The 26,136-nt window shown below is 72.6% G+C and carries 20 protein-coding genes, 2 rRNA genes and 1 pseudogene (1 of these 23 only partly in view); 5 read left to right on the forward strand and 18 right to left on the reverse strand.

What is annotated here, in order from left to right; translation table 11 throughout:
- Positions 1-108: 108 nt before the first annotated feature.
- Positions 109-1,713 (forward strand): DUF2637 domain-containing protein, encoded by a 1,605-nt coding sequence (locus ACSMX9_RS11010; RefSeq protein WP_445401984.1) that lies wholly within the window; start codon positions 109-111, stop codon positions 1,711-1,713.
- 204 nt (positions 1,714-1,917) lie between these two features.
- Here the strand turns inward: ACSMX9_RS11010 and lysS are convergent, their stop codons facing one another.
- The gene (lysS, locus tag ACSMX9_RS11015) at positions 1,918-3,642 is read right to left on the reverse strand and encodes a lysine--tRNA ligase (protein WP_445401986.1); all 1,725 of its coding nucleotides are present in this window, start codon (positions 3,640-3,642) and stop codon (positions 1,918-1,920) included.
- 292 nt (positions 3,643-3,934) lie between these two features.
- On the opposite strand from lysS, the gene argS reads away from it, so the two are divergent.
- Complete coding sequence (argS, locus tag ACSMX9_RS11020) at positions 3,935-5,707, forward strand: arginine--tRNA ligase (protein ID WP_445401988.1); 1,773 nt, start codon at positions 3,935-3,937, stop codon at positions 5,705-5,707.
- 65 nt (positions 5,708-5,772) lie between these two features.
- Here argS and ACSMX9_RS11025 read toward each other — a convergent pair whose 3' ends face one another.
- From ACSMX9_RS11025 to ACSMX9_RS11060, 8 genes and pseudogenes are all read right to left on the reverse strand, one after another.
- A complete protein-coding gene (locus ACSMX9_RS11025) occupies positions 5,773-6,963 on the reverse strand; it encodes an aminotransferase-like domain-containing protein (RefSeq protein ID WP_445401990.1) in 1,191 nt (396 codons plus the stop codon).
- A gap of 76 nt (positions 6,964-7,039) precedes the next feature.
- Positions 7,040-7,768: a hypothetical protein gene (locus ACSMX9_RS11030; RefSeq protein ID WP_445401992.1), complete on the reverse strand. Its 729-nt coding sequence runs from the start codon at positions 7,766-7,768 to the stop codon at positions 7,040-7,042.
- Between the two features lie 272 nt (positions 7,769-8,040).
- On the reverse strand, positions 8,041-9,036 hold the full coding sequence (hemB, locus tag ACSMX9_RS11035; protein ID WP_445401994.1) for a porphobilinogen synthase: 996 nt from the start codon (positions 9,034-9,036) through the stop codon (positions 8,041-8,043).
- Positions 9,037-9,107: 71 nt separating this feature from the next.
- Positions 9,108-10,802, reverse strand: coding sequence for a uroporphyrinogen-III synthase (locus ACSMX9_RS11040; RefSeq protein WP_445401996.1), 1,695 nt, complete (start codon positions 10,800-10,802; stop codon positions 9,108-9,110).
- The gene (gene hemC / locus ACSMX9_RS11045; RefSeq protein ID WP_351249139.1) at positions 10,799-11,758 is read right to left on the reverse strand and encodes a hydroxymethylbilane synthase; all 960 of its coding nucleotides are present in this window, start codon (positions 11,756-11,758) and stop codon (positions 10,799-10,801) included. The genes ACSMX9_RS11040 and hemC overlap by 4 nt, the downstream gene beginning before the upstream one ends.
- Positions 11,759-11,916: 158 nt before the next feature.
- Positions 11,917-13,272, reverse strand: a pseudogene (locus tag ACSMX9_RS11050) (glutamyl-tRNA reductase); the annotation flags it as partial.
- Positions 13,269-14,054 carry a redox-sensing transcriptional repressor Rex gene (locus tag ACSMX9_RS11055; protein ID WP_445401998.1) on the reverse strand — a complete coding sequence of 262 codons (786 nt, stop codon included), beginning with the start codon at positions 14,052-14,054 and terminating at the stop codon, positions 13,269-13,271. The gene ACSMX9_RS11055 and the pseudogene ACSMX9_RS11050, both read right to left, overlap by 4 nt.
- 484 nt (positions 14,055-14,538) lie before the next feature.
- Positions 14,539-14,817, reverse strand: a complete 279-nt coding sequence (locus ACSMX9_RS11060) for a glutaredoxin family protein (protein WP_445402000.1) — start codon at positions 14,815-14,817, stop codon at positions 14,539-14,541.
- 129 nt (positions 14,818-14,946) lie between these two features.
- Between ACSMX9_RS11060 and ACSMX9_RS11065 the strand changes: the two genes are divergently transcribed.
- From ACSMX9_RS11065 to ACSMX9_RS11075, 3 genes are all read left to right on the forward strand, one after another.
- Positions 14,947-15,921 (forward strand): HAD family hydrolase, encoded by a 975-nt coding sequence (locus tag ACSMX9_RS11065; RefSeq protein ID WP_445402002.1) that lies wholly within the window; start codon positions 14,947-14,949, stop codon positions 15,919-15,921.
- A 314-nt stretch (positions 15,922-16,235) separates the two neighbouring features.
- A complete protein-coding gene (locus ACSMX9_RS11070) occupies positions 16,236-17,099 on the forward strand; it encodes an ECF subfamily RNA polymerase sigma factor, BldN family (protein WP_445402004.1) in 864 nt (287 codons plus the stop codon).
- A gap of 315 nt (positions 17,100-17,414) precedes the next feature.
- Positions 17,415-18,704 carry a DUF5667 domain-containing protein gene (locus ACSMX9_RS11075; RefSeq protein ID WP_445402006.1) on the forward strand — a complete coding sequence of 430 codons (1,290 nt, stop codon included), beginning with the start codon at positions 17,415-17,417 and terminating at the stop codon, positions 18,702-18,704.
- A 76-nt stretch (positions 18,705-18,780) separates the two neighbouring features.
- Here ACSMX9_RS11075 and ACSMX9_RS11080 read toward each other — a convergent pair whose 3' ends face one another.
- The 9 genes from ACSMX9_RS11080 to ACSMX9_RS11120 all read right to left on the reverse strand — a co-directional run.
- Positions 18,781-19,806, reverse strand: coding sequence for a lysophospholipid acyltransferase family protein (locus ACSMX9_RS11080; protein WP_445402009.1), 1,026 nt, complete (start codon positions 19,804-19,806; stop codon positions 18,781-18,783).
- Between the two features lie 64 nt (positions 19,807-19,870).
- Positions 19,871-20,920, reverse strand: coding sequence for an NAD-dependent epimerase/dehydratase family protein (locus tag ACSMX9_RS11085; protein ID WP_445402011.1), 1,050 nt, complete (start codon positions 20,918-20,920; stop codon positions 19,871-19,873).
- A 290-nt stretch (positions 20,921-21,210) separates the two neighbouring features.
- Positions 21,211-21,309: a 30S ribosomal protein bS22 gene (locus ACSMX9_RS11090; RefSeq protein ID WP_003948845.1), complete on the reverse strand. Its 99-nt coding sequence runs from the start codon at positions 21,307-21,309 to the stop codon at positions 21,211-21,213.
- Between the two features lie 150 nt (positions 21,310-21,459).
- Positions 21,460-21,669, reverse strand: coding sequence for a helix-turn-helix domain-containing protein (locus ACSMX9_RS11095; RefSeq protein ID WP_351249121.1), 210 nt, complete (start codon positions 21,667-21,669; stop codon positions 21,460-21,462).
- 129 nt (positions 21,670-21,798) lie between these two features.
- Positions 21,799-22,614 (reverse strand): phosphatase, encoded by an 816-nt coding sequence (locus ACSMX9_RS11100; protein WP_445402013.1) that lies wholly within the window; start codon positions 22,612-22,614, stop codon positions 21,799-21,801.
- Positions 22,615-22,699: 85 nt separating this feature from the next.
- Positions 22,700-23,875, reverse strand: coding sequence for an acetoin utilization protein AcuC (locus tag ACSMX9_RS11105; RefSeq protein ID WP_445402015.1), 1,176 nt, complete (start codon positions 23,873-23,875; stop codon positions 22,700-22,702).
- A 34-nt stretch (positions 23,876-23,909) separates the two neighbouring features.
- Positions 23,910-24,554, reverse strand: a complete 645-nt coding sequence (locus ACSMX9_RS11110) for an HAD family hydrolase (RefSeq protein ID WP_445402017.1) — start codon at positions 24,552-24,554, stop codon at positions 23,910-23,912.
- Between the two features lie 82 nt (positions 24,555-24,636).
- Positions 24,637-24,753, reverse strand: a 5S ribosomal RNA gene (gene rrf / locus ACSMX9_RS11115).
- Between the two features lie 96 nt (positions 24,754-24,849).
- Positions 24,850-26,136 (reverse strand): 23S ribosomal RNA (locus ACSMX9_RS11120); it runs 1,838 nt beyond the window's last position.

Genomic DNA, 26,136 nt, shown 5'->3' on the forward strand with positions numbered 1-26,136 from the left:
CCTCACCCGCACCTCTGAGCACATGTGTGCGACTCTGTTGCGCGCAACGGCCGTTCTGCGGCAGAGCGAAGCGCAGCACGCCCGGGTGGCGCAGGGAGGGGAACGACGGTGGCCCAGCCACTCAAGCTGACGCGGACCCACCGCATCCTCATCGGCGTGGTCATCGCCGGCGCGATCGTCATCGCGGGCATCGGCTTCGCCGGCTCCTACGCCGCGGTGCGGGAACTCGCCCTCGCCAAGGGCTTCGGGAACTTCAGCTACGTGTTCCCCATCGGCATCGACGCGGGCATCTGCGTGCTGCTCGCGCTCGACCTGCTGCTGACCTGGATCCGCATACCGTTCCCGCTGTTGCGGCAGACGGCGTGGCTGCTGACGCTGGCGACGATCGCGTTCAACGGTGCCGCGGCCTGGCCGGACCCGCTGGGCGTGGGCATGCACTCGGTGATCCCGGTGCTGTTCGTGGTCTCGGTGGAGGCGGCGCGGCACGCCATCGGCCGGATCGCGGACATCACCGCCGACAAGCACATGGAGGGCGTGCGGCTGACCCGGTGGCTGCTGTCGCCGTTGCCGACGTTCCTGTTGTGGCGCCGGATGAAGCTGTGGGAGCTGCGGAGCTACGACCAGGTGATCCGGCTGGAACAGGACCGGTTGGTCTACCAGGCCCGGCTGCGTTCCCGGTTCGGGCGCGCGTGGCGCCGCAAGGCCCCGGTGGAGTCGTTGATGCCGCTGCGGCTGGCCCGGTACGGGGTGCCGCTGGCCGAGACGGCGCCGGCAGGGCTCGCGGCGGCCGGCATCGAACCGGCCGTGCTGCCCGCCGCCGAGGTGACCCCGGGCGGGCCGGCACTCCCGTCCGGTCCGTCCGAACCGGACGGCCCGTCCGGGGCGTCCGGCGCCCCGGTGCTCGAACGGGAGCCGGACCGTCAGCTCGCAGCGGCCCGCAGCGGCTCCGCCGTTCCGGCCGGCCCCGTGCGCCGGGCACCCGGCGCGGACGCTGCCGAGGGGGGTGCGGGGGCGGAGGGCAACCCGTGGTTCGCGTCCGGTCAGCAGCAGCCCTACGAGGGCGGTTACGACCCCTCCTACGCACCGGACGAGCAGTACGGACACTGGTGGTCGGAGGACCAGCAGGGGCGGCGGCACCCGGTCGGCGGGGGCCCCGGTCGGGCGGAACCGCCGGTGGACCCGTTCCCGGAGGAGGCGTGGCCGGAGGGTGCCCTACCGGCGCCGCGGAACGTTCCGGAGGACGCGGCGGCGTGGTCCGAACCGCCGCCCGGGTACGTCGTGCCCGAGCCTCCGCGGCCCGGGTTCCGGGTACCGGCGGGGCCGAACCAGATGCGCCCGCTGGGTCACGGCACCGCTCCGGCCGACCGTGCGGCGGCCCCGGAGGTGCCGGGCGCCGAGGCCGTGGACCGCCCCGACGACCTGACGGAGCTTCCGGAGGTCCCCGAGGCGGCCGACCCGGCGGCGGACGACCGGCGCCGGCCGACGGAGCGGCGTGGTGGCGGGTTCCCGGAGGGCGTGTCCCGGGAGGACGCCTACTACCAGGTGTTCCGTCAACTGACCAAGGCCCAGGGCGGCATCCCGACCCCGGCGAGCTTCGGCACGGACCTCCGGGCCGCGTACGAGGTCGAGGAGAGCGACACCGCGTTGAAGCGCTACGTCAAGTCCTTCGGGGAGCGCCTCAACGCCGAGCTGACGGAGGACCACATCGCCTGAGGCGGGGGCCGACTCGACGGCCTCCCCCGGAGCGGTGACGCACCGGGGCCGCGGAGGCGGCCTCACCCCCGGGCCCCGGTGCGTCCGCGCTCGGCACGCCCCCGCCGGATCAGCAACGCTCCGCCCACCATCAGTCGCCAGAGGGAGTAACGGCCTCCGCCCCGACCGGGGCGCCGGTCGGGGCGGAGAGCACGCGGTCAGCGGTCAGCCGCCGAGCAGCTTGCGCACCCGCTCGGCGCCCACCGCGAGCAGCAGCGTGGGCAGCCGGGGGCCGGTGTCGCGGCTGACGAGCAGCCGGTACAGCAGGACGAAGAACTCCCGCTGGGCCACCTTCAGTTCGGCGGTCGGCTTGGCGTCGGGCTCCAGTCCGGCGAGGACCTTCGGGACGCCGTAGACGAGTCCGGTGAGCCCGTCCAGCGACCAGTGGGCGTCGAGTCCGTCGAGCAGCAGCCGCAGCGAGTCGCGGCCCGGTGCGTCGAGGGAGGCCAGCAGGGCGGTGTCGGGCTCCTCGCGGACCACCGTGCGGGCCTCGGCGGGGACGTACCGCAGGGTCCAGGTCTCGGCCCGGTCGAAGCGGGGCCGCACCTCGTCCAGGGTGCTCAGCGGGCGCTCGGGGTCGAGGTCGCCGAGGATGCGCAGGGCCTGGTCGTCGTGGCCGCCGGTGATGTCGGCGACGGACGCCAGGGTGCGGTACGGCAGCGGGCGCGCGGTGGCGGGCAGGGGGCCGGCGGCGGTGCCCACGGCGCGGGCGTGCGCGGCGGCGTCGGCGGGCAGCACCGTGCCGTCGGCGACCTTGGCGCCGAGCTTGTCCCACTCGTCGTAGAGCCGCTGGATCTCCTGGTCGAAGGCGATCTTGAACGACTGGTTGGGCCGGCGGCGGGCGTACAGCCAGCGCAGCAGCTGCGGTTCCATGATCTCCAGCGCGTCGGAGGGGGTGGGCACCCCGCCCTTGCTGGACGACATCTTCGCCATGCCGGAGATGCCCACGAACGCGTACATGGGGCCGATGGGCTGCCGGCCGCCGAAGATCGGGCCGACGATCTGCCCGCCGACCTGGAACGAGGAGCCGGGCGAGGAGTGGTCGACGCCGGAGGGCTCGAAGACGACGCCCTCGTAGGCCCAGCGCATGGGCCAGTCGACCTTCCACACCAGCTTGCCGCGGTTGAACTCGCTCAGCCGGACGGTCTCCGCGAAACCGCAGGCCGTGCACGTGTACGCCAGTTCGGTGGTGTCGTCGTCGTAGGAGGTGATGGTGGTGAGGTCCTTCTCGCACCCGCCGCAGTACGGCTTGTACGGGAAGTAGCCGACGACCCCCGAGGAGCCGTCCTCCTCGGCCGCGGCGCCGGAGCCCTCGGCGGCCTCCACCTCGGCCTCGTCCAGCGGCTTCTGCTGCTTCTTGGGGGCGGCCTTGCGGGTGCGGTACTGGGCGAGGATGGCGTCGATGTCGGCGCGGTGCCGCACGGCGTGCAGCACCTGCTCGCGGTAGGTGCCGGAGGTGTACTGGGCGGTCTGGCTGATGCCGTCGTAGTCGACGCCGAGCGCGGCCAGCGCCTCGGTCATCGCGGCCTTGAAGTGCTCGGCCCAGTTGGCGTGCGGGGAGCCGGCGGGGGCCGGCACCGAGGTGAGCGGCTTGCCGATGTGCTCGGCCCAGCCCTCGTCGACGCCGGCGGGCACCTTGCGGTACCGGTCGTAGTCGTCCCAGGACAGCACGTGGCGGACCTCGCGCCCGCGGCGCCGGATCTCGTCGGCGACCAGGTGCGGGGTCATGACCTCGCGCAGGTTGCCCAGGTGGATCGGGCCGGACGGGGACAGGCCGGACGCGACGACGACGGGTTTCCCGGGGGCGCGGCGCTCCGACTCCTCGATGACCTCGTCCGCGAAACGGGAGACCCAGTCGGTGGTCTCGTTGCTCTGAGCCACGATCGGCACGTCCTTCTTTCCCAGTGCTACCGAATGTTGCCGGTGGTTCGCCGGTAGTCGTCCCCGCTGTCCGGGACGGTCACGGCGGCACCCGGCCGGCCGGCCCGTACGGGCGTGCGAGGGCCGGTCCGTCCCATTCTCCCAGCTCCCCCCGCCGGGGACGAAAACGGCTCATCAGGGGCCCCGGGCCGCGTGGGATACTGGGCCCGGCCGGTAGGCGCCGGGCCCGCGACGCGGGCGGCGCGCCGGCCGGGAACCCTCCCAGACAGCTCCGGAAACACGAGCAGAACGGCACCCATCCATGGCTTCGGTCACGTCCCTTTCCGCTTCCGTCCACCAGCGCCTCGCGACGGCCCTACGGGCGGCCCTGCCCGAGGCCGGTTCCGCGGACCCGTTGCTGCGACGAAGCGACCGGGCCGACTTCCAGGCCAACGGCATCCTGGCTCTCGCGAAGAAGGCCGGGGCCAACCCGCGCGAGCTGGCCGCGACGGTCACCGACGCGGTGCCGGCCGGCGGGGTGATCGCCGGGGTCGAGGTCTCGGGCCCCGGCTTCCTGAACGTGACGGTCGCCGACCGGGCGATCACCGAGAACCTCGCGGCGCGGCTCGCCGACGGCGAGGGCCGCCTCGGGGTGCCGTACGCCGAGGCGCCGGGCACCACGGTCATCGACTACGCGCAGCCGAACGTGGCCAAGGAGATGCACGTCGGCCACCTGCGCTCGGCGGTGATCGGCGACGCGGTGAACCGGCTGATGGAGTTCACCGGCGAGACGGTGGTGCGCCGGCACCACATCGGCGACTGGGGCACCCAGTTCGGCATGCTCATCGAGTACCTGATCGACCACCCGCACGAGCTGGACCACGAGGCCGCCGGCGACGACGGCGACACCGCGATGTCCAACCTGAACCGGCTCTACAAGGCGGCGCGGGCGCTCTTCGACGCGGACGAGGACTTCAAGGCGCGGGCCCGCCGCCGGGTGGTCGCGCTCCAGGCCGGCGACCCGCGCACCCGCGAGCTGTGGCAGCGGTTCGTGGACGAGTCGAAGATCTACTTCTACTCGGTCTTCGACAAGCTGGACATGGAGATCCGCGATGCCGACGTGGTCGGCGAGTCCGGTTACAACGACATGCTGGACGAGACCTGCCGGCTGCTGGAGGAGTCCGGGGTCGCGGTCCGCTCCGAGGGCGCGCTGTGCGTGTTCTTCGACGACGTCAAGGGCCAGGACGGCCAGCCCACGCCGCTGATCGTCCGCAAGTCCGACGGCGGCTACGGCTACGCGGCCACCGACCTGTCGGCGATCCGCGACCGGGTGTTCCACCTGAAGGCGTCGACGCTGCTGTACGTGGTGGACGCCCGGCAGGCGCTGCACTTCCGGATGGTCTTCGAGACCGCCCGGCGCGCAGGCTGGCTGAACGACGAGGTGCGGGCCGTGCAGTTGGCGTTCGGCACGGTGCTCGGCGCGGACGGCAAGCCGTTCAAGACCCGCGAGGGCGAGACGGTGCGGCTGGTGGACCTGTTGGACGAGGCGGTCCAGCGGGCCACCGCGGTCGTCCGCGAGAAGGACTCCCTCCAGCAGCTGTCCGAGGCGGAGATCGCCGAGCGGGGCGCCCAGGTCGGCATCGGTGCGGTGAAGTACGCGGACCTGTCGACGTCCGCGAGCCGCGACTACAAGTTCGACCTCGACCAGATGGTGTCCCTGCACGGCGACACCAGCGTCTACCTCCAGTACGCCTACGCCCGCATCCGTTCGATCCTGCGCAAGGCCGGCGGGGACGCCCGCGCCGAGGCCCGCCCGGAGCTGGCGCTGGAGCCCGCGGAGCGGGCGCTGGGCCTGCACCTGGACCAGTTCGGCGACACGGTCGCGGAGGCCGCCGCGGAGTACGCCCCGCACAAGCTGACCGCGTACCTGTACCAGCTGGCCTCCCTGCTCACCGCGTTCTACGACAAGTGCCCGGTGCTGAAGGCCGACACGGCCGAGCAGCGCGCCAACCGGCTGTTCCTGTGCGAGATCACCGGGGCGACCCTGCACCGGGGCATGGACCTGCTGGGCATCCGCACGCCCGAGCGCCTCTGACGCGTCCGCGCCCGACGACGGGGGTCACGGCCGGCGGCCGTGGCCCCCGTCGCGTGCCGCCCCGCTCAGGGCCAGACCCGGGCCAGGCGCTCCAGGCCCACCCGGATCTCGTCCGGGGTGTGGGTGACGAAGCACAGCCGCAGGGTGGACGGGTCGGGGGCGTCGCAGTGGAAGGGCGCCCCCGGCACGTACGCCACCTCGTGGGCGACGGCCCGGGGCAGCGCCCCGGCGGTGTCGTACCCCTCGGGCAGCCGGGCCCACACGAACATGCCGCCCTCGGGACGGGTCCAGACGGTTCCCTCGGGCAGGGCTCCGGGGAGGCCGCCGAGCAGGGCGTCCCGCCGCTGGCCGTAGGCGGCGGCGACCCGGCGCACATGGGCGTCGAGGTCCCGGTCCGCGAGGTAGCGGGCGGCGGCGAGCTGGTTGACGGTGGGGGTGTGCAGGTCGGCGGCCTGCTTGGCGACCGTGCAGGCCCGCAGCAGCGCCGCGGGCGCCCGCAGCCAGCCCAGCCGCAGCCCGGGGGCCATCACCTTGGAGAAGCTGCCGAGCAGCACGGTGCGGTCGGCGGCGGCGTCCAGCGCGGCGATCCACGGCACCCGCTCCCCCTCGAACCGCAGCTCCCCGTACGGGTCGTCCTCCACCAGCCACAGCCCGCGCCGGGCGGCGACCTCGGCGAGGGCGAGCCGGCGGTGCAGCGGCACGGTCCGCCCGGTGGGGTTCTGGAAGGTGGGCACCGAGTAGAACAGCTTGGGCCGCAACCGGGCCGTGTACCGGTCGAGTTCGACCGGGTCGACGCCCTCCTCGTCGCCCGGCACGGCCACCACCCGGGCGCCGGCGAAGGTGAACGCCTGGATCGCGGCCAGGTAGCAGGGGCGTTCCACCAGGACGGTGTCTCCCGGGTCGACCAGGGACTGCGCCAGCAGCGACAGCGCCTGCTGCGAGCCGGTGGTGACGATCAGGTCGTCCGCGCCGGTGGGCAGCCCCCGCACGGTGGTCCGCTCGGCCAGGGCGGACCGCAGCGCGGGTTCGCCCTCGGTGGTGGCGTACTGGAGGGCCCGGGCGGGGGTGTCGGCGAGGACGTCCCGGAACGCGGCGGCGACGCCCGCCCCGTCGAACAGCTCCGGCGCGGGCAGCCCGCCCGCGAAGTTGATCACTCCGGGGCGCCCCACCACGGACAGGATGTCCCTCACCGGCGAACCGCCCACGGCGGCGGCCCGGGCGGCCAGCGGGGGCGGGGCCGCGGCAGCGACGCTCACATCGACTCCTCGAAGGTACGGGGCCGTTGGGCCCGGCGGTGCTGGTGGCCGCACACCCTAGCGAGGTACCTGCCGTCTACACCCACCGTTCCGCGATCCGGACGGCGCCCTCCCGGCCCGCCGGGTCCCCGGTGGACCACCGCATCCCCGCCTCCAGGTGGTCCAGGTAGCCGGCGTCGACGACCTCCACCACCACCTCGGCGTAGGGGTGCCCGTCGAGCGGCCGCCCGGCCAGCAGCCGCCAGGTGCGCCAGTAGTCCAGGTCGGCGGGGGCGTTCCAGGTCGCCATCTCCTCCAACCCGGGCTCCCACTCCTCGGGGTCGACGGCGGCCACCTCGCTCCACACCGGCACGTTGCGCAGCGGCCCGACCTCGTAGCGGGTCACGATCGCCGCGGCCCGCCGGGCCAGGGCGTCCGGATCGCTGAGGGTGCGCACCCGGCCGGAGACCTCGTCCCGGCCGGCACCGTCGAGGTCGTACACGTCCACCGCCCGGCGCCGGGGCTCGCGCACGGTGCACCCGTCCTCGGCCAGCAGGAAGCCGTCCTCGTCCACCCGCACCAGCCGACCGGCGGCACAGGCGTGCAGCTCGCGCAGTTCGGGGGCGAGCCGCAGGCCCGAGGCCCGTTCCCGGCCCCCTGCGTCGCCCCCGGCCTCCCCGGCCCGGAACCACGCCTCGGCCAGCAGTCTGACGGGGAAGGTCGCGTCCTGCGGCACCCGCACCGCGTCGGCGCTGATGAGGTGTATCCGACCGCGGAGGACGGCGCCCTCGACGCCGTCGACGGACACGGTGAACAGATCGGTCATGGAGCTTCCATTTCGCCCGGGCAACGGGTGATCACCGCCGATCACCACAGCCCCGACATTAACCGGCCCGACGCACCGTCAGATCACCTCTCTCCCAAGAGGGTTCGCCCGTTCGCACCCGGCATGACGGAGTGCGACCGGGCGAACACCGGGCGGTCCGTTCCCGTCCGGACGGCCCGGCGTCGACGGCGGGAAGACGATGCGGCACCCGCACGCGCGGGAGCCCGGCAGCACCGTGGGGTGCTGCCGGGCTCCCGTGCGTCCGGACCGCGTCAGTCCGTCAGTCCCCGCGCCACCTCGGTGGCCCAGTAGGTCAGGATCACCTGCGCGCCGGCCCGCTTGATGCCGAGCAGCGACTCCAGGATCGCCCGTTCCCGGTCGATCCAGCCCTTCTCGGCGGCGGCCTCGACCATCGCGTACTCGCCGGAGATCTGGTACGCGGCCACCGGCACGTCGACCGCGTCCGCGACCTTGGCCAGCACGTCCAGGTAGGGCCCGGCCGGCTTCACCATGACGAGGTCGGCGCCCTCCGCGAGGTCCAGCGCCAACTCCCGCATCGACTCGCGGACGTTGGCCGGGTCCTGCTGGTAGGTGCGCCGGTCGCCGGTGAGCGAGGAGCCCACGGCCTCCCGGAACGGGCCGTAGAAGGCGGAGGCGTACTTGGCGGTGTACGCGAGGATCGCCACGTCGTCCCGGTCGATCTGGTCGAGGGCGTCACGGACCACCCCGACCTGCCCGTCCATCATTCCGCTGGGCCCCACCACGTGGGCGCCGGCGTCCGCCTGCACCTGCGCCATCTCGGCGTAGCGCTCCAGCGTGGCGTCGTTGTCCACCCGGCCCTCGGCGTCCAGGACCCCACAGTGCCCGTGGTCGGTGAACTCGTCCAGGCACAGGTCCGACATCACCAGCAGGTCGTCGCCGACCTCGGCGCGCACCGCGCGCAGCGCCACCTGGAGGATGCCGTCCGGGTCGGTGCCGGCGGTGCCGAGCGCGTCCTTCTTGGCCTCCTCGGGCACCCCGAACAGCATGATCCCCGACACCCCGGCCGAGACCGCGTCCACCGCGGCCTTGCGCAGGCTGTCCAGGGTGTGCTGGTACACGCCCGGCATCGACCCGATGGCCACCGGTTCGTGCACGCCCTCCCGCACGAAGGCCGGCAGCACCAGGTCGGCGGGGGCGAGCCGGGTCTCGGCGACCATCCGCCGCAGCACCGCGTTCGACCGCAGCCGCCGGGGCCGGGCCCCGGGGAAAGAACCGTACCTACTCACGTTCCTCAGCTCCGTACCGTCACGGCCCGGGGTGCGCCCCGGGCCGTCGTACTCCCTGTACTGGTCCCAACCTACGGGGCCACGCGGCGGCGCCGGGCGCCCGGGCGACGCTCGCTGGGCCGGGTCACGTGCTCGCCCGCCTCCACCGCGGCGTCGCGGCGGGCGGCGCCGAAGTCGGCGAGCGCGGCGGCCAGCTTGTGCACGGACGGCTCGGGGGCCATCACGTCCACCCGCAGCCCGTGCTCCTCCGCGGTCTTCGCGGTGGCCGGACCGATGCAGGCGATCACGGTGACGTTGTGCGGCTTGCCGGCGATGCCGACGAGGTTGCGCACCGTCGAGGAGGAGGTGAACAGCACCGCGTCGAAGCCGCCGCCCTTGATGGCCTCCCGGGTCTCCGCCGGCGGCGGCGAGGCCCGCACGGTCCGGTAGGCGGTGACGTCGTCCACCTCCCAGCCGAGTTCGATCAGGCCGGCCACCAGGGTCTCGGTGGCGATGTCGGCCCGCGGCAGGAACACCCGGTCGATGGGGTCGAACACCGGGTCGTAGGGCGGCCAGTCCTCCAGCAGCCCGGCCGCGGACTGCTCGCCGGTGGGCACCAGGTCCGGCTTGACGCCGAAGGCGACCAGGGCGGCGGCGGTCTGCTCACCGACCGCGGCGACCTTGATCCCCGCGAACGCCCGGGCGTCCAGCCCGTACTCCTCGAACTTCTCCCGCACCGCCTTCACCGCGTTGACCGAGGTGAACGCGATCCACTCGTAGCGGCCGGTGACCAGGCCCTTGACGGCCCGCTCCATCTGCTGCGGGGTGCGCGGCGGCTCCACCGCGATGGTCGGCACCTCGTGCGGCACCGCACCGTAGGACCGGAGTTGGTCGGAGAGCGAGGCCGCCTGCTCCTTGGTGCGCGGTACGAGCACCCGCCAGCCGAACAGCGGCTTGGACTCGAACCACGACAGCCTCTCGCGCCGGGCGGCGGCCGAACACTCGCCGACCACGGCTATCACCGGGCGGGAGCCGTCCGGCGCGGGCAGCACCTTCGCCTGCTTCAGGGTCTGCGCGATGGTGCCGAGCGTCGCCGACCAGGTGCGCTGACGGGTCGTGGTGCCGCCCACCGTCACGGTCAGCGGGGTGTCCGGCTTGCGGCCCGCGGCCACCAGTTCCCCGGCCGCCGCGGCCACCGTCTCCAGGGTCGCCGAGACGACCAGCGTCCCGTCCGAGGCGCCGACCTCGGTCCAGCAGCGCTCGGAGGCGGTCCGGGCGTCCACGAACCGGACGTCGGTGCCCCGCTCGTCGCGCAGCGGCACCCCCGCGTAGGCGGGCACCCCGACGGCGGTGGCGATGCCCGGCACCACTTCGAAGGGCACCCCGCCCGAGGCGCAGGCCAGCATCTCCTCGGCCGCGTCGGTGTCCAGTCCGGGGTCGCCGGGCACCGCCCGCACGACCCGCTTGCCGCCCCGCGCGGCCTCCATGACAAGATTGGCCGCGTCCCTCAACACGGGACCACCGACGGCAGTTGACGCCCCGTCAGCGGCCTGACCCGGTGCGCCCACGGGCGACCGGGTGGAGGCCGCGTCCAGGACGGTGACACCCGCCCTGGCGTGCGCCCGGATCACATCGAGCACCTCGGGCTCGGCGATCAGTACGTCCGCACCCGCGAGCGCCTCCACGGCGCGCAGGGTCAGCAATCCCGGATCACCCGGTCCGGCACCCAGGAAGGTGACGTGCCCGTGCGCGGGAACGGCCAAATGGTTCGAGGCGGTGGGGCTCACTGTGCTCGCTCCCCCATCAGACCGGCCGCGCCCTTGGCCAGCATCTCGGCCGCGAGTTCGCGACCGAGCGCCGTGGCCTGCTCGTGCGTCGAGGGCACGGGACCGGTGGTGGACAGCTGCACCAGGGTCACGCCGTCGGTCGTGCCGACGACGCCCCGCAGGCGCATTTCCTTGACAATCTGCCCGTCGGCCAACAGGTCGGCCAGCGCCCCCACGGGCGCGCTGCAACCGGCCTCCAGGGCGGCGAGCAGGGCACGCTCGGCGGTCACGGCGGCCCGGGTTGCGGGGTCGTCCAGTTCCGCGAGCACGGCGGTGAGCGCAGTGTCCTGCGCGGTGCACTCGATCGCGAGGGCCCCCTGGCCGGGGGCCGGCAGCACGGTGTCGAGCGGCAGGAAGTCGGTGGCCTCGTCGATCCGGCCGAGCCGGTTCAACCCGGCGGCGGCCAGCACCACCGCGTCGAGTTCCCCGGAGCGCACGTACCCGATGCGGGTGTCCACGTTGCCGCGGATCGCGACCGTCTCGACGGCCCGGCCGTGATCGCGGGCGGCGGCGTTCAACTGCGCCATCCGACGCGGCGATCCGGTGCCGATGCGGGCACCGTCCGGCAGTTCGGCGAAGGTCAGGCCGTCCCGCGCGACGAGCACGTCGCGGGGGTCCTCCCGGCGGGGCACCGCGGCCAGCACGAGCCCTTCGGCAGGGGTGGTCGGCAGGTCCTTCAGCGAGTGGACGGCGAAGTCGACCTCGCCGGCGAGCAGCGCCTCGCGCAGCGCGGCCACGAACACACCGGTGCCGCCGATCTGCGCCAGGTGCTCGCGCGAGGTGTCGCCGTACGTGGTGACCTCGACGAGTTCGACCTCGCGTCCGGTCAGCTCCCGGACGGCCCGGGCCACGAGTCCGGACTGGGCCATGGCGAGCTTGCTGCGCCTGGTCCCCAGCCGCAGTGCCTTCTCAGTCATGCGCGGTTCCTGCCGTTGGTGACGTTCGGTGGGACACCCGTGGCGTGGGGGACGCCCGTGATGCCCCGGGGGGTGCCGGTCAGGCCGGGGGCGTCGGCGAGCCGGGTGAGGGTGGCGCCCTGTTCGGCGCGCGGGTCGGGGTCGCTCCAGCGGGGCCGGTCGGCGCGCGAGACGGCGGCGACGGCGTCCGGATCGAGGTCGAAGAGGGTGCGCAGGGCGTCCGCGTACCCGGCGCCGCCCGGTTCGGCGGCGAGCTGCTTGATCCGCACGGTCGGCGCGTGGAGCAGCTTGTCGACCACCCGCTTGACGGTCTGGGTGATCTCGGCACGTTCCTTGTCCGCGAGGCCGGGCAGTCGCCCCTCCAGGCGGGCGATCTCGCCGGCGACGACATCGGCGGCCATGGTGCGCAGCGCGACCACGGTGGGGGTGATGTGCGCGGCGCGCTGGGCGGCGCCGAAGGAGGCGACCTCGGTGGAGACGATCGCCCGGACCTGGTCCACGTCGGCCGCCATGGGGGCGTCGGCGGAGGCGTCGGCGAGGGACTCGATGTCGACGAGCCGGACCCCGTCGAGTCCGTGCACCGCCGGGTCGACATCCCGCGGCATGGCGAGGTCGAGCAGGGCGAGCTCGGAGGCCGGGGTGCCGGACACCGCGTCCTCGACGGCCCGTCCGGCGACCGCGTCGGCCACTTCCTGGGCGGTGAGGACCAGCCCGGAGGCCCCGGTGCAGGAGACCACGACATCGGCACGTGTCAGCTCCGCGGCCACCTTCTCCATCGGGACGGCGCGGGCGGACACCCCCGTTCCGCCGGGTTCGGTGAGGATCGCGACCAGGCGTTCGGCGCGCTCGGCGGTGCGGTTGGCGACGACGACCTCGGCGGCGCCCGCGCGGGCGAGGGTCGCGGCGGCGAGGGAGGACATCGAGCCGGCGCCGATGACCAGGGCGCGCTTGCCGCTCACCCAGGCGGTCGGCGAGCCGGCGGCGTCGGCCGCGGCGAACTGCTGGAGTCCGAAGGTGACCAGCGACTGTCCGGCCCGGTCGATCCCGGTCTCGGAGTGGGCGCGCTTGCCGACCCGCAGGGACTGCTGGAAGAGGTCGTTGAGCAGCCGCCCGGCGGTGTGCTGGTCCTGGGAGACGGCGAGGGCGTCCTTGATCTGTGCGAGGACCTGGCCCTCCCCGACGACCATCGAGTCGAGTCCGCAGGCCACGGAGAAGAGGTGGTGAACGGCCCGGTCCTCGTAGTGGACGTACAGGTGGGGGGTCAGCTCGTCGAGTCCGACCCCGCTGTGCCGGGCGAGCAGGGTGGAGAGTTCGGCGACGCCCGCGTGGAACTTGTCGACGTCCGCGTACAGCTCGATGCGGTTGCAGGTGGCGAGGACGGCGGCCTCGGCCGCGGGTTCGGCGGCGAGGGCGTCGTGCAGCAGCTTGGCCCGGGCGTCCTGGGACAGCGCGGCGCGCTCCAGCACGCTCACGGGCGCGGTGCGGTGGCTCAGCCCGACGACGAGGAGGCTCATGCCGGCATCACGGCGGGGACGTCCCCGTCGGGTCCCTCGTGCCCGGAACGGTCGGCCACGGAGGCGGAGTCCTCCGCCCCGGCGGCGGGCGCGGGGGCGTGCCCCGCCCCGGCGGGCTCCTCGCCGGCCTTGCGCTGCTCGTGGAAGGCGAGGATCTGGAGTTCGATGGAGAGGTCGACCTTGCGCACGTCGACGCCGTCCGGAACGCTCAGCACGGTCGGCGCGAAGTTGAGGATGGACGTCACCCCGGCGGCCACGAGCCGCTCGCACACCTGCTGGGCGGCGCCGGCGGGGGTGGCGATGACCCCGATGGAGACGCCGTTCTCGTCGATGATCCGTTCCAGCTCGTCGGTGTGCTGGACGGGGATGCCGGCGACGGGCTTGCCCGCCATCGCGGGGTCGGCGTCGATCAGTGCGGCGACCCGGAACCCCCGGGAGGCGAACCCGCCGTAGTTGGCGAGCGCGGCGCCGAGGTTGCCGATCCCGACGATGACCACGGGCCAGTCCTGGGTGAGCCCCAGTTCGCGGGAGATCTGGTAGACGAGGTACTCCACGTCGTAGCCGACGCCGCGGGTGCCGTAGGAGCCGAGGTACGAGAAGTCCTTGCGGAGCTTGGCCGAGTTGACGCCGGCCGCGGCCGCGAGCTCTTCCGAGGAGACCGTGGGCACCGAACGCTCGGAGAGCCCGTTGAGGGCGCGGAGGTACAGCGGTAGACGGGCGACGGTGGCCTCGGGAATCCCTCGGCTACGGGTCGCCGGTCGGTGTGTTCGGCCAGTTGCCACGGTGCTCCTGCGGGTAGAGCGGGGCTGTGGGCGGCCGTGAGTGCCGGGACCGCCCCGTCGACAGCAGGCTATGTCTTTGTGAACGCGTGCACAAAGATGGTGTCCGATTTGCCCGGCCAACGTGACCGGGGTCACGCAACCCGGTCGCGCGATCCGGGAACCATCGCGCCGACGCCCTGAACGCTCACCTGAAGGGGGCAAAGCGGTACACACTCCTCAACACAACCCCACCCCCGAAGTCGAACCGAAGCCAGCTGGCATGTGAACAGAGACGATCGTAACCCGTCTTTTAGCACTAAAATACCCACTCGACCTCGAAACGCCCCCTATCGAGCACCCCTTCCGGCCAACCCCCGCCCACCCCGCCGGAGTCGACGCCCTCGCCGCCGCGACCGGGGCACGCCCCACCCGTCACGCACGCCCCGACGAGGGCTGCCGCCGCCACCACGAGACGGAGGGGAACGGAAGCAGCACGGGGCCGTGCTCATTCGGTCAGGGCGCGACGCAGCCGCTCCTCCTTGACCCGCCAGAAGTCGTGCTGGGCCCCGTCCACCAAGACCACCGGGATCTGCTCCCAGTAGAGACGGTGCAACTCCTCGTCCCGGGTGATGTCCTTCTCCTCCCAGGAGGCGCCCACCTCCGCGCACACCTTCTCGATCACGACCCGGGCGTCCTCGCACAGATGGCAGCCCGGCTTCCCGATCAGCGTCACCAGACGCTCCGCGGGCGGCTTCTTCTGGGCACGTCGAAACAGGGGAGTCATGCCGCCATTCTCCCCCCCGGCCGCCCCGGCGCCGGGCCCGCGGCCCGTTCACCCGTCGTCGGCCGCCCGTTCACCGGGCCGCTCCCGGGCGTGCGGGGCGCGGCCGAACGGACTGGTTATGCTCACGGCATGGCCGCTCTTCGATGGCTCACCCCCCGTAGGCGCCCGGCCACCGCACGGAGCGTGCTGGCCGGTGAGGCGTCGGCGGAGGCCGCCCGCAAGTCCTCCAGGGACGACGCCGTCACCGCCGTCCTCGACGGTTCCGAGGCCCGGGAGGCCCCCGCCGAGGCCGGGCCCGCGGAGGGGGAACCCGAGTTCCCGGTGGCCGGCGACCCGCACGCGGCCGCCTTCTTCGACCTGGACAACACCGTGATGCAGGGCGCCGCCCTCTTCCACTTCGGCCGCGGACTGTACAAGCGGAAGTTCTTCGACACCCGGGAGCTGACCCGGTTCGCCTGGCAGCAGACCTGGTTCCGGCTGGCCGGCGTCGAGGACCCCGAGCACATGCAGGACGCCCGGGACTCCGCCCTCTCCATCGTCAAGGGCCACGGCGTCGCCGAACTCATGGCGATCGGCGAGGAGGTCTACGACGAGTACATGGCGGACCGGATCTGGCCCGGCACCCTCGCCCTCGCCCAGGCCCACCTCGACGCGGGCCAGAAGGTGTGGCTGGTCACCGCGGCACCGGTCGAGATCGCCACGGTGATCGCCCGCCGACTCGGCCTGACCGGTGCGCTCGGCACCGTCGCCGAATCAGTCGACGGGGTCTACACCGGCAAGCTGGTCGGCGAGCCCCTGCACGGCCCCGCCAAGGCGGAGGCGGTCCGCGCCCTGGCCGCCGCCGAACGCCTCGACCTCGACCGCTGCGCCGCCTACAGCGACTCCCACAACGACATCCCCATGCTGTCCCTGGTGGGCCACCCGTACGCGATCAACCCGGACGGGAAGCTGCGCAAGCACGCCCGCACCCTCGGCTGGCGGCTGCGCGACTACCGCATCGGCCGCCGGGCGGCGAAGGTCGGCATCCCCGCGGCGGCGGGCGTCGGCGCCGTGGCCGGAGGCACCGCGGCGGCCATCGCCCTGCACCGCAGGACCCGGCGCTGACCCCGGGCGGACCGAACCCCCCGGTCTGCTCCGTCCGCTCCGCCCGACCCTCGTGGGTCGCCAGAAACCGCCACAACACACCCCCCTCCTTTCCCTGAAACGATCACCTTCCAGCAGTAATCGTTCACGCTCCGCCAGTCGAACGAACACCAAGCGATACCAGAACCGCTCTATTCGATGATTTGAGCAACTGGGCGTAGCACCACCTACACGAAGCGTTATTCTCCTCAGACGCAAACCGGTACCCACGCGTCGCCACGACGGGTGAACGGTCCCGCACTGCACGTGATGCAAGCTCTGCCTCTGGGAGTCCCGTGTACCCACACGTCGGGGTTGACGCCTCGGGCCTGGCTACGCTGCGCGCAACGGTCCTCGACCACCTGCGCGGCTTCGTCCCCACCGCGTACGCCGTCCCCGCATACGCAGTCCCCGCACCCGCCACACCGTCCACTCGGCGCCAGACCGCCCTGACCGGCCTCACCGACTGCCTCCGCCCCTCCGCCCGCACCACCCGGGCCACCGGTCCGACCGGCCGGTGCTACGCCCTGGCCGAGGGCAGTCCCACCACCGTCACCCGCCGCGCCCGCGGCGGCGCCGCGACCACCGCCCGCCGCCCCGCCGCGGACAGCGACAGCGCCCGCATGATGGAGCTGGTCGAAGCGGCCCAGGCCGGCGAGACCGAGGCGTTCGGCCGCCTCTACGACCAGTACAGCGACACCGTCTACCGCTACATCTACTACCGCGTCGGCAGCAAGGCGACCGCCGAGGACCTCACCAGCGAGACCTTCCTGCGGGCGCTGCGCCGCATCGGCACCTTCACCTGGCAGGGCCGCGACTTCGGCGCCTGGCTGGTCACCATCGCCCGCAACCTGGTCGCCGACCACTTCAAGAGCAGCCGCTTCCGCCTCGAAGTCACCACCGGCGAGATGCTCGACGCCAACGAGGTCGAGCGCAGCCCCGAGGACTCCGTCCTGGAGGCCCTGTCCAACGCGGCGCTGCTCGAAGCGGTCCGCCGCCTCAACCCCCAGCAGCAGGAGTGCGTGACCCTGCGCTTCCTCCAGGGCCTCTCGGTCGCCGAGACCGCCCGCGTCATGGGCAAGAACGAGGGCGCGATCAAGACCCTGCAGTACCGCGCGGTCCGCACCCTCGCCCGGCTCCTCCCGGACGACGCCCGCTGACGCACCCCCTCCCCGCCCCCGGGCGGTGCCCCGACACCCGGCACCGCCCTCCCACCGGCCCCACCGTCCCCCTCCAGCGCCTTCCCCCACGGTGTGCGATCATCAACTCACCTTCAGTGACGGACACTTGGCCGGCGCGCCCGGCCGCCGTTCGTCCGTAACCGAACGACCGCACCGCTCGTTGTCCGGGATACAGGCTCCCTGCGGTCACGCCCCGACCGTCGCCGCTCACTCGAACGAGTGGAGACCGCCAGGGAATGGAACCCCCAGGACCCCCGGGGGAGTCGACCGTCACGATGAGAGGAGGTGCCGCCAGTGATCGCGAACGTATCGGCACACCGGCGGGCGAACGCCTTCGCCCGGGCCCTGGAGGAATCGGGCCCGCAGCCCCCCGACCCGGACGCCCCGTCCGCCGAACCGGGCCGGAGCACCGGCGAGCAGACCGCGCCACCGGAACTCGGCCGGATGCTCACCCTGGCGAACGGCTTGACCGCCCTGCCCCGCCCCGCCCTGGACCCCGACGTCCGGACCGTCCAGCGGGCCCAGCTGGTGGCCGCGATGGAGGCCATGCTGAGGGACGGCACCGGCGGTGAGGCCACGGACCCTTCGGTGCCCGAGCAGCGGACCCGCACGGGGACGAAGGGCGCCCACCGGGCCGGACCGCTGCGCAAGCTACGCCCCCGCACCCGACTCACCAAGGGCCTCGCTGCCGGCGGTCTCACCGTGACCGTGGCTGCGGGCGCCTTCGGGGGCGTGGCCGCGGCGAGCGGCGACGCCCTCCCCGGTGACACCCTCTACGGACTGAAGCGCGGCATGGAGGACGTCAAGCGGAGCCTCGCCGACGGCGACTCCGACCGGGGCGAGCTCTATCTCGACCAGGCGTCCACCCGACTCAGCGAGGCCCGCCGGCTGATGGACCGCGGCCGGTCCGGCCACCTCGACCACGAATCCGTCGCCGAGGTCCGCCGCACCCTGAACGGGATGCGCCACGACGCCGCCGAGGGGCACCGGCTGCTGCTCGCCGCCTACGAACGGGACGGCTCGCTGGGCCCGATCCAGTCGCTCTCCTCGTTCTCCCGCGCCCACCGCGAGAGCTGGTCCGCCCTGCGCGACAGCCTGCCCGTGCAACTCGGCGACGTCAGCGCACAGGTCACCTCGGTCTTCGACGCCATGGAGCACGAGGTCGACCCGCTGCGCTCGCTGCTCCCCCGGCCCCCGGCCCCCAGCGACCCCGCGGGCACCGGGCCGACCACCGGGCACGTCCCGTCCACCGCACCGTCCGAGGGGACCGGCAGCTCCGCCTCCCCCGGGCCCGGTGACGGGCGGGAGGGCACCGGGGACGCCGAACGCGGCACCGGCGGCGCCGAGGACGCCCGCACCCGACCCTCCCCGTCCGCCTCCGGCGAGAGCGCGGACAAGCCGGGCAAGGGCGAGGGCCTCATCGGCAGCGGCACCGGCGGTCTGCTCGACCCCGACCGCAGCCCGGACGGCCCCAGCCCCTCCGGCAAGGCGTCCACGGACCCCGAGCCCGACGTCACCCTCCCGCCGCTGCTGCCCGGCCTGATCCCGGGCCTCGGCATCGACGGCGAGAACGCCGGCCCCTGACCCGGCCCGCCCCGACCACGGGGGCGCCCTTCCCGACAGGAGGGCGCCCCCGTTCGCGCACCCGGCCGGCGGGTGCCTAGAAGAACACCGACCGCCGCCCCACCAGCAGCTTGTACAGCGTGTGCTGGATCTCCTCGCGCACCCGGTCCGTCAGGTTGAACATCAGCATCGGGTCCTCCGCGGCCTCCGGCGGATGGCCGTCCGTCGCGATCGGCTCGCCGAACTGGATCGTCCACTTCGTCGGCAACGGCACCGCCCCCAACGGTCCGAGCCACGGGAAGGTCGGCGTCAGGGGGAAGTACGGCAGGCCCAGGAGCCGCGCAGCGGTCCTCGCGTTCCCGACCATGGGGTAGATCTCCTCCGCCCCCACGATCGAGCACGGCACGATCGGCGTTCCGGCCCGCAGCGCCGTCGACACGAAGCCGCCCCGACCGAACCGCTGGAGCTTGTACCGCTCCCCGAAGGGCTTCCCCAGGCCCTTGAACCCCTCGGGCATCACCCCCACCAGTTCGCCGCGGCCGAGCAGGGCCTCCGCGTCCTCGGCGCACGCCAGGGTGTGCCCCGCCTTGCGCGCCAACTCGTTGACCACCGGCAGCGCGAACACCAGGTCCGCCGCGAGCAGCCGCAGGTGCCGTTCCCCCGGATGGTGGTCGCGCACCGCCACCTGCAACATCAGCCCGTCCCACGGCAGGGTCCCCGAGTGGTTCGACACGATCAGCGCGCCGCCCTCGGCCGGGACGTTCTCGATGCCGCGCACCTCCACCCGGAAGTACTTCTCGTACACCGGCCGCAGCAGGGCCATCAGCACCTGGTCGGTCAGCTCCCGGTCGAAACCGAAGTCGTCGACCTCGTACTCCCCGGTGAGCCGCCGCCGCAGGAACGCCAGGCCGCTGCTGACCCGTTCCTCCCAGCCACCCGCTCCGGGCCCTCCGCCGGCCGCCCCGGACGGCTCCGGGTCCTCCGGCACGGCCGGTGCCCCGGGCAGGGCGGTGACCTCCGCCTCCCGCCCGGGGGCCGCCGCGGGCCCGGTGCGGGCCGGCGGTCGGCGCCGGGCCGCCCGCGACCGGTCGTCGTCGAACGGTATGACCTTGGCGTCCGCCATGGTGCTGCGCTCCTCGATCCGCGCCCCGCCCGACCGTTCCCGGCCGCGCCCACGGGCGCACTGCTCAGGTCCGGGTGGGGCCCGCCGACGCGGGCGCCGCGAGTTCCGCGATGCGGTCGACCGCCTCCGCCACCCGCCACGGGGGCAGCAGCCCGGGGCCCCGTCCCCGGGCGAAGTCGGCGAACGCCTCCGCGGTCGTGTACCGGGGGCGGTAGCCGAAGGTCTCGTGCAGCTCCCGGGTGGCCACCACCCGCCCGTACGTCAACTGCCGCACCTGTTCGGGCGGGAACCGGGTCGCCCCCAGGGCGCGCAGCGCGGCGCCCGCCCGGGTCACCGCCGGCAGCGGGCCCGGCACGGTGGGCCGGCCGAGTCGGCGCGCGCACTGGGACAGCGACAGCACCCCGTCCCCGGCCACGTTGAACGTTCCGGTGGTACGGGTGCCGGGCGCCGGCTCGCCGGCCGCGCGCCGCAGCACCTCGACCACGTCGTCCTCGTGGACGAACTGGAGGCGCGGGTCGTAGCCGAACACGGTGGGCAGCACCGGCAGCGAGAAGTAGTCGGTGAGCGGGGTGTCCGCGGCCGGCCCCAGCACGTCGGCGAAGCGCAGCACGCACACCGCGACGTCGGGCCGGCGGCGGGCGAACCCGCGCACGTACCCCTCGACCTCGACGACGTCCTTGGCGAACCCGCCGCGCACCGCCCGGGGCGGCGTGCGTTCGGTGAACACCGCCGGATCGCGCGGCGCCGAGCCGTACACGGCCGTCGAGGACTTCACCACCAGCCGGCGCACCGCGGGCGCCTTCTGGCAGGCGCCGAGCAGGTGCATCGTCCCGATGACGTTGGTCTCCTTGCGCCCGGCCCGGCCACCACCGCCCAGGGGGGCGGCGGCGACGTCCAGGTGCACCACGGTGTCCACGGCGTGGTGGGCGAGCAGCCGGCCGAGGGTCGGCCGCCCGATGTCGGCCCGGACGAACTCGGCGCCGGGCAAGGGGTGTCGGGGCGCCACCGCGTCGACGGCGACCACCCGTTCCACGCCCGGGTCCCGCAGCAGGCCGCGCACCAGCGGGCCGGCCACCCGTCGAGCCGCTCCGGTCACGAGCACGACCTCGCCCACGTCCCCGCCTTCCGCCGTGCGCCCCGGCCCCGCGGTTGCGACGACCGTCCGGCGGGTGCCCTCACGGTCACGTTAGCGGGTCCCCCGTTCGGGCCGGCGGCCGGCAGCCCCGGCCCCGGACACGACTGTGGCCCCTCCACCGCGGTGGAGGGGCCACAGAACACGCCGTCGCGGCGTCACAGCGAAGCAGTTCCCGGGGACGGCCCCTCGGCACCATCGCCCTCGAAGCTCCGGAACACTGTCCCGGAGCCCCGGACGACAACCGTCGACCGCTCCCCTACCGAGGGGAACTACTTCTTGTTGCGACGCTGCACGCGAGTGCGCTTGAGCAGCTTGCGGTGCTTCTTCTTCGCCATCCGCTTGCGCCGCTTCTTGATTACAGAGCCCACGTCAACCCTCGCTCACTTCTTGGACAACCCCTGCCTGGGCAGGGACAATCACTCGGTGCGGGGCTGCATTGGGGCCCACACGACCTACGAGGGGCTAGCCTACCCCGCCCGAGCGCCAAGCCTGTAATCGAGGCGACGACCGGGCGACGCTCAGGCGGTGTCCACCCCCACGTAGGAGTCACGCAGGTACTCGTGGACAGCGTTCTCCGGTACTCGGAAGGACCTCCCCACCCTGATCGCGGGCAGATGACCGCTGTGCACCAACCGGTACACGGTCATCTTGGACACTCGCATCACCGAGGCGACTTCCGCCACGGTCAAGAACTGGACCTCGCTCAGAGGCCGATCGGCAGCAGCCATGATCACACCTGAACCTTCCACACATGACGGGCACCGGCTTCCCCTCCGGTGACTCCTCGTCGCTGTGCGCTCACTCCCCAGATTAGGGGCGGGTGATGCGAGTGGGGAAGAGGAGCAGCGATCGGCGGCCTACTGTGACAGACACGCTCGTTTGAGTACATAGCGAGTAAGCGGTCGGTAGTAAACGGACCGCGCAGCGTCATCGAGCGGGACCACCACCGAGACCCTTCCCTCGGCCTGGCCCACGAAGGGTGCGGGATCGTCGGAATCCCCCAACCCGATGCTGTCGAACCCCAGCTGACCTGCTCCGCAGACCCAACCGTGGTCCCCCACCACCAGTCCCGGCAACGGCCCCGAACCGGCCGCGCAGGCCGCCAGCGCCACCCGTACGGGCAGCGGTGAATGGGTGTGCGCGCCGGGCGCACACCCCCGTTCCAGGGGCTCGCGTTCCCGGACGAGCGCGACCCCCCGTACGTAGTCGAGCCGATGCCCACGCACGCCGAACCGGGTCGTTATGTCGACAGAGCAACCCGCTCCCGGGGTGAGGACTTCACATCCCGCCGCCGACAGGGCACCGGCCAAACTGGCGTAGAAGTCCAGCAGCCGGTGTGGATGTCCCGTCCCCAACAGCACCGGCTCCCGCCGTTCGACCGCCCGCGCCAGCCGCTCGGCGAACGCGTCCAGCGCCGCCACGGTCCGCCCCGGGTCGATCACGTCCCGCCCGGTGCGGCACTCGGGGTCGGCGGACACCCCGCACCGTTCGGCCATCAGCCCCATCACCTGGCCGGCGTTCCACTCCCCCGCCGGGTCGAGCCCGCATAAGGCCCGCGGGTCCCGTTCCGCGAAGAGCCGGTACCGCCGCAGGCTCCCCTCGCGCGCCGTCGCCACCTCCCCGGCCAAGCCGACCCGCACCACGTACCGCCGCATCCAGCCCTCGCCCGTCATGTCCTCATGGTCGGCCAGCGGGGCCCGTCCCGTCCCGCGAACGGCCACCGCCCCCACGAACGGCGCAGCGGTCCACGGCCGCGGCTCAGGCGAGCAGTCCCCGCAGCGGGAACGCCGCCCGCCGCGCCGCCAGCACGGCCTGGTCGAGCCGGTCGGCCGGGTCGTAACCCGCCTCCCAGTCGGCCCACTTCACCGGCCAGCGACCGTCCGTCATCCGCCGGGGCGCCGACATCCGGGTCTTCGCGTACGCCTCCTGACGCCAGCCCTGCGGCACCTCGGTCGACGGCTCGACGGGCGCCCCCGCCGCGATGCCCACCAGGTGCGTCCACGACCGCGGCACCACCTCGACCACCGCGTACCCCCCTCCGCCCAGGGCCACCCACCGTCCGCCGTCGGCGTAGGCGTGCGCCAGCTCGTGGCAGGCCGTCTGGACGGCCCGCTGGGCGTCCAGGGACACCGCGAGGTGCGCGAGGGGGTCCTCGAAGTGGGTGTCGGCCCCGTGCTGGGTCACCAGCACCTGGGGCCGGAAGTCGGCCAGCAGCTCCGGTACCACCGCGTGGAAGGCCCGGAGCCACCCCTCGTCACCGGTGCCGGCCGGTAGCGCCACGTTGACGGCCGAGCCCGCGCCCGCTCCGGTGCCCGTCTCCTCGGGCCAGCCGGTACCGGGGAACAGGGTCCGCGGGTGTTCGTGCAGGGACACCGTCAGCACCCGCGGATCGGCCCAGAAGGCGGCCTGCACGCCGTCCCCGTGGTGGACGTCCGTGTCGACGTAGGCGACCCGTTCCGCCCCCAGCTCCAGCAGCCGGGCGATCGCGAGGGCAGCGTCGTTGTAGACGCAGAACCCGGCGGCGGCGCCGGGCATCGCGTGGTGCAGTCCGCCGGCGAAGTTCACCGCGTGCAGGGCCTCGCCCCGCCACACCGCCTCGGCGGCCCCCACCGACTGTCCGGCGATCAGGGCGGACGCCTGGTGCATCCCCGGGAACGCCGGGTCGTCCACCGTCCCCAGTCCGTACGCCGGGTCCGCCGCCGCCGGATCGGCGGAGGCGGCCTTCACCGCGTCGACGTACTCCTGCCGGTGCACCAACCGCAGCGTCGGGTCCCCGGCCGGCGGGGCCGCGACCACGTCCACCCGCCGGTCGAGCCCGAGGGCCGCCACGAGGCTCCGGGTGAGGTCCAACCGGACCGGGTTCATCGGGTGGTCCGCACCGAAGTCGTAGCCCGTCACCGCTTCGTCCCACATCAACTGCGCGTGGCCGCTCATGAACGCCACCGTATCGGTCCCCGGGGCGGTGCCCTCAGGCCAGCAGGCCGTACAACTCGTCCATGTCACCGAAGAGTCCGGTGACCTCGCCCAGGCGCTCGGCCGGCATCATCGCGGTGAACCCGTACACGTCCATTCCGGCGGCCACCGCGGCCCGGACGCCCAGCGGACTGTCCTCCACCACCACGCACCGCCGGGGGTCCGCGCCCATCCGCCGGGCCGCGTGCAGGAACAGGTCGGGCGCCGGCTTCCCCCGGCCCACGTCCTGCGCGCTGAACACCCGCTCCGGCCCGAACCACTTGACCAGCCCGGTCGCCCGGTGCCCGGCCGCGATCCGGTCGTGGCTCCCCGAGGAGGCCAGGCAGTAGGGCACCCCGTCCGTCACCAGTCGCTCCAGCACCTCGACGACCCCGGGCACCGGCGCCAGTTCCCGGGCGAAGGCCGCCGCGGTCCGTGCCTCGATCTCCTCGTCGAACCCCTCCGGCAGCCGTTGTCCGCTCCGCTCCCCGACCAGGTCGTGGATGCGGTGCACGGCGGCCCCCATGTAGTCCCGCACGGACTCCTCGTACGTGGTCGGATGCCCCAGTTCGGTGAGGTAGGCCGCGAGGATGCGGTTGGCGAGCGGTTCGCTGTCCACCAGGACGCCGTCGTTGTCGAAGATCACCAAGTCGTAGCGCATGGATCGACCCTATGCGGAAAAGCAAAAAGTCGTGTGTCCCAGGAGGAAACCCTCCCGGGACACACGACTCCTATCAAAATTAGTTCGGCGGCGTCCTACTCTCCCACAGGGTCCCCCCTGCAGTACCATCGGCGCTGAAAGGCTTAGCTTCCGGGTTCGGAATGTAACCGGGCGTTTCCCTCACGCTATAACCACCGAAACACTACGAAACACACACCAGACACACACCCACCAACAGCGGGATACGTGTTGGAAGTTCGTGGTTTCAGAACCAACACAGTGGACGCGAGCAACTGAGGACAAGCCCTCGGCCTATTAGTACCAGTCAACTCCACCGGTCACCCGGCTTCCATATCTGGCCTATCAACCCAGTCGTCTACTGGGAGCCTTACCCCATCAAGTGGGTGGGAGCCCTCATCTCGAAGCAGGCTTCCCGCTTAGATGCTTTCAGCGGTTATCCCTCCCGAACGTAGCCAACCAGCCATGCCCTTGGCAGAACAACTGGCACACCAGAGGTTCGTCCGTCCCGGTCCTCTCGTACTAGGGACAGCCCTTCTCAAGACTCCTACGCGCGCAGCGGATAGGGACCGAACTGTCTCACGACGTTCTAAACCCAGCTCGCGTACCGCTTTAATGGGCGAACAGCCCAACCCTTGGGACCGACTCCAGCCCCAGGATGCGACGAGCCGACATCGAGGTGCCAAACCATCCCGTCGATATGGACTCTTGGGGAAGATCAGCCTGTTATCCCCGGGGTACCTTTTATCCGTTGAGCGACGGCGCTTCCACAAGCCACCGCCGGATCACTAGTCCCGACTTTCGTCCCTGCTCGACCCGTCGGTCTCACAGTCAAGCTCCCTTGTGCACTTACACTCAACACCTGATTACCAACCAGGCTGAGGGAACCTTTGGGCGCCTCCGTTACTCTTTAGGAGGCAACCGCCCCAGTTAAACTACCCATCAGACACTGTCCCTGATCCGGATCACGGACCCAGGTTAGACATCCAGCACGACCAGAGTGGTATTTCAACAACGACTCCACAACCACTGGCGTGGCCGCTTCACAGTCTCCCACCTATCCTACACAAGCCGAACCGAACACCAATATCAAACTGTAGTAAAGGTCCCGGGGTCTTTCCGTCCCGCTGCGCGAAACGAGCATCTTTACTCGTAGTGCAATTTCACCGGGCCTATGGTTGAGACAGTCGAGAAGTCGTTACGCCATTCGTGCAGGTCGGAACTTACCCGACAAGGAATTTCGCTACCTTAGGATGGTTATAGTTACCACCGCCGTTTACTGGCGCTTAAGTTCTCAGCTTCGCCACACCGAAATGCAGCTAACCGGTCCCCTTAACGTTCCAGCACCGGGCAGGCGTCAGTCCGTATACATCGCCTTACGGCTTCGCACGGACCTGTGTTTTTAGTAAACAGTCGCTTCTCGCTGGTCTCTGCGGCCACCCCCAGCTCAAGGCGCAAAGCCCATCACCAGGAATGGCCCCCCTTCTCCCGAAGTTACGGGGGCATTTTGCCGAGTTCCTTAACCATAGTTCACCCGAACGCCTCGGTATTCTCTACCTGACCA

The sequence above is a fragment of the Streptomyces sp. LE64 genome, assembly GCF_052606915.1.

Bases quoted from the DNA above. Each gene is read 5' to 3' on its own strand.
- hemC (WP_351249139.1), bottom strand. From the start codon at position 11,758: ATGACTGAGAAGGCACTGCGGCTGGGGACCAGGCGCAGCAAGCTCGCC.
- ACSMX9_RS11105 (WP_445402015.1), bottom strand. From the start codon at position 23,875: ATGAGCGGCCACGCGCAGTTGATGTGGGACGAAGCGGTGACGGGCTAC.
- ACSMX9_RS11065 (WP_445402002.1), top strand. From the start codon at position 14,947: ATGGCCGCTCTTCGATGGCTCACCCCCCGTAGGCGCCCGGCCACCGCA.
- argS (WP_445401988.1), top strand. From the start codon at position 3,935: ATGGCTTCGGTCACGTCCCTTTCCGCTTCCGTCCACCAGCGCCTCGCG.
- ACSMX9_RS11095 (WP_351249121.1), bottom strand. From the start codon at position 21,669: ATGGCTGCTGCCGATCGGCCTCTGAGCGAGGTCCAGTTCTTGACCGTG.
- ACSMX9_RS11030 (WP_445401992.1), bottom strand. From the start codon at position 7,768: ATGACCGATCTGTTCACCGTGTCCGTCGACGGCGTCGAGGGCGCCGTC.
- ACSMX9_RS11100 (WP_445402013.1), bottom strand. From the start codon at position 22,614: ATGACGGGCGAGGGCTGGATGCGGCGGTACGTGGTGCGGGTCGGCTTG.
- ACSMX9_RS11080 (WP_445402009.1), bottom strand. From the start codon at position 19,806: ATGGCGGACGCCAAGGTCATACCGTTCGACGACGACCGGTCGCGGGCG.
- ACSMX9_RS11110 (WP_445402017.1), bottom strand. From the start codon at position 24,554: ATGCGCTACGACTTGGTGATCTTCGACAACGACGGCGTCCTGGTGGAC.
- ACSMX9_RS11060 (WP_445402000.1), bottom strand. From the start codon at position 14,817: ATGACTCCCCTGTTTCGACGTGCCCAGAAGAAGCCGCCCGCGGAGCGT.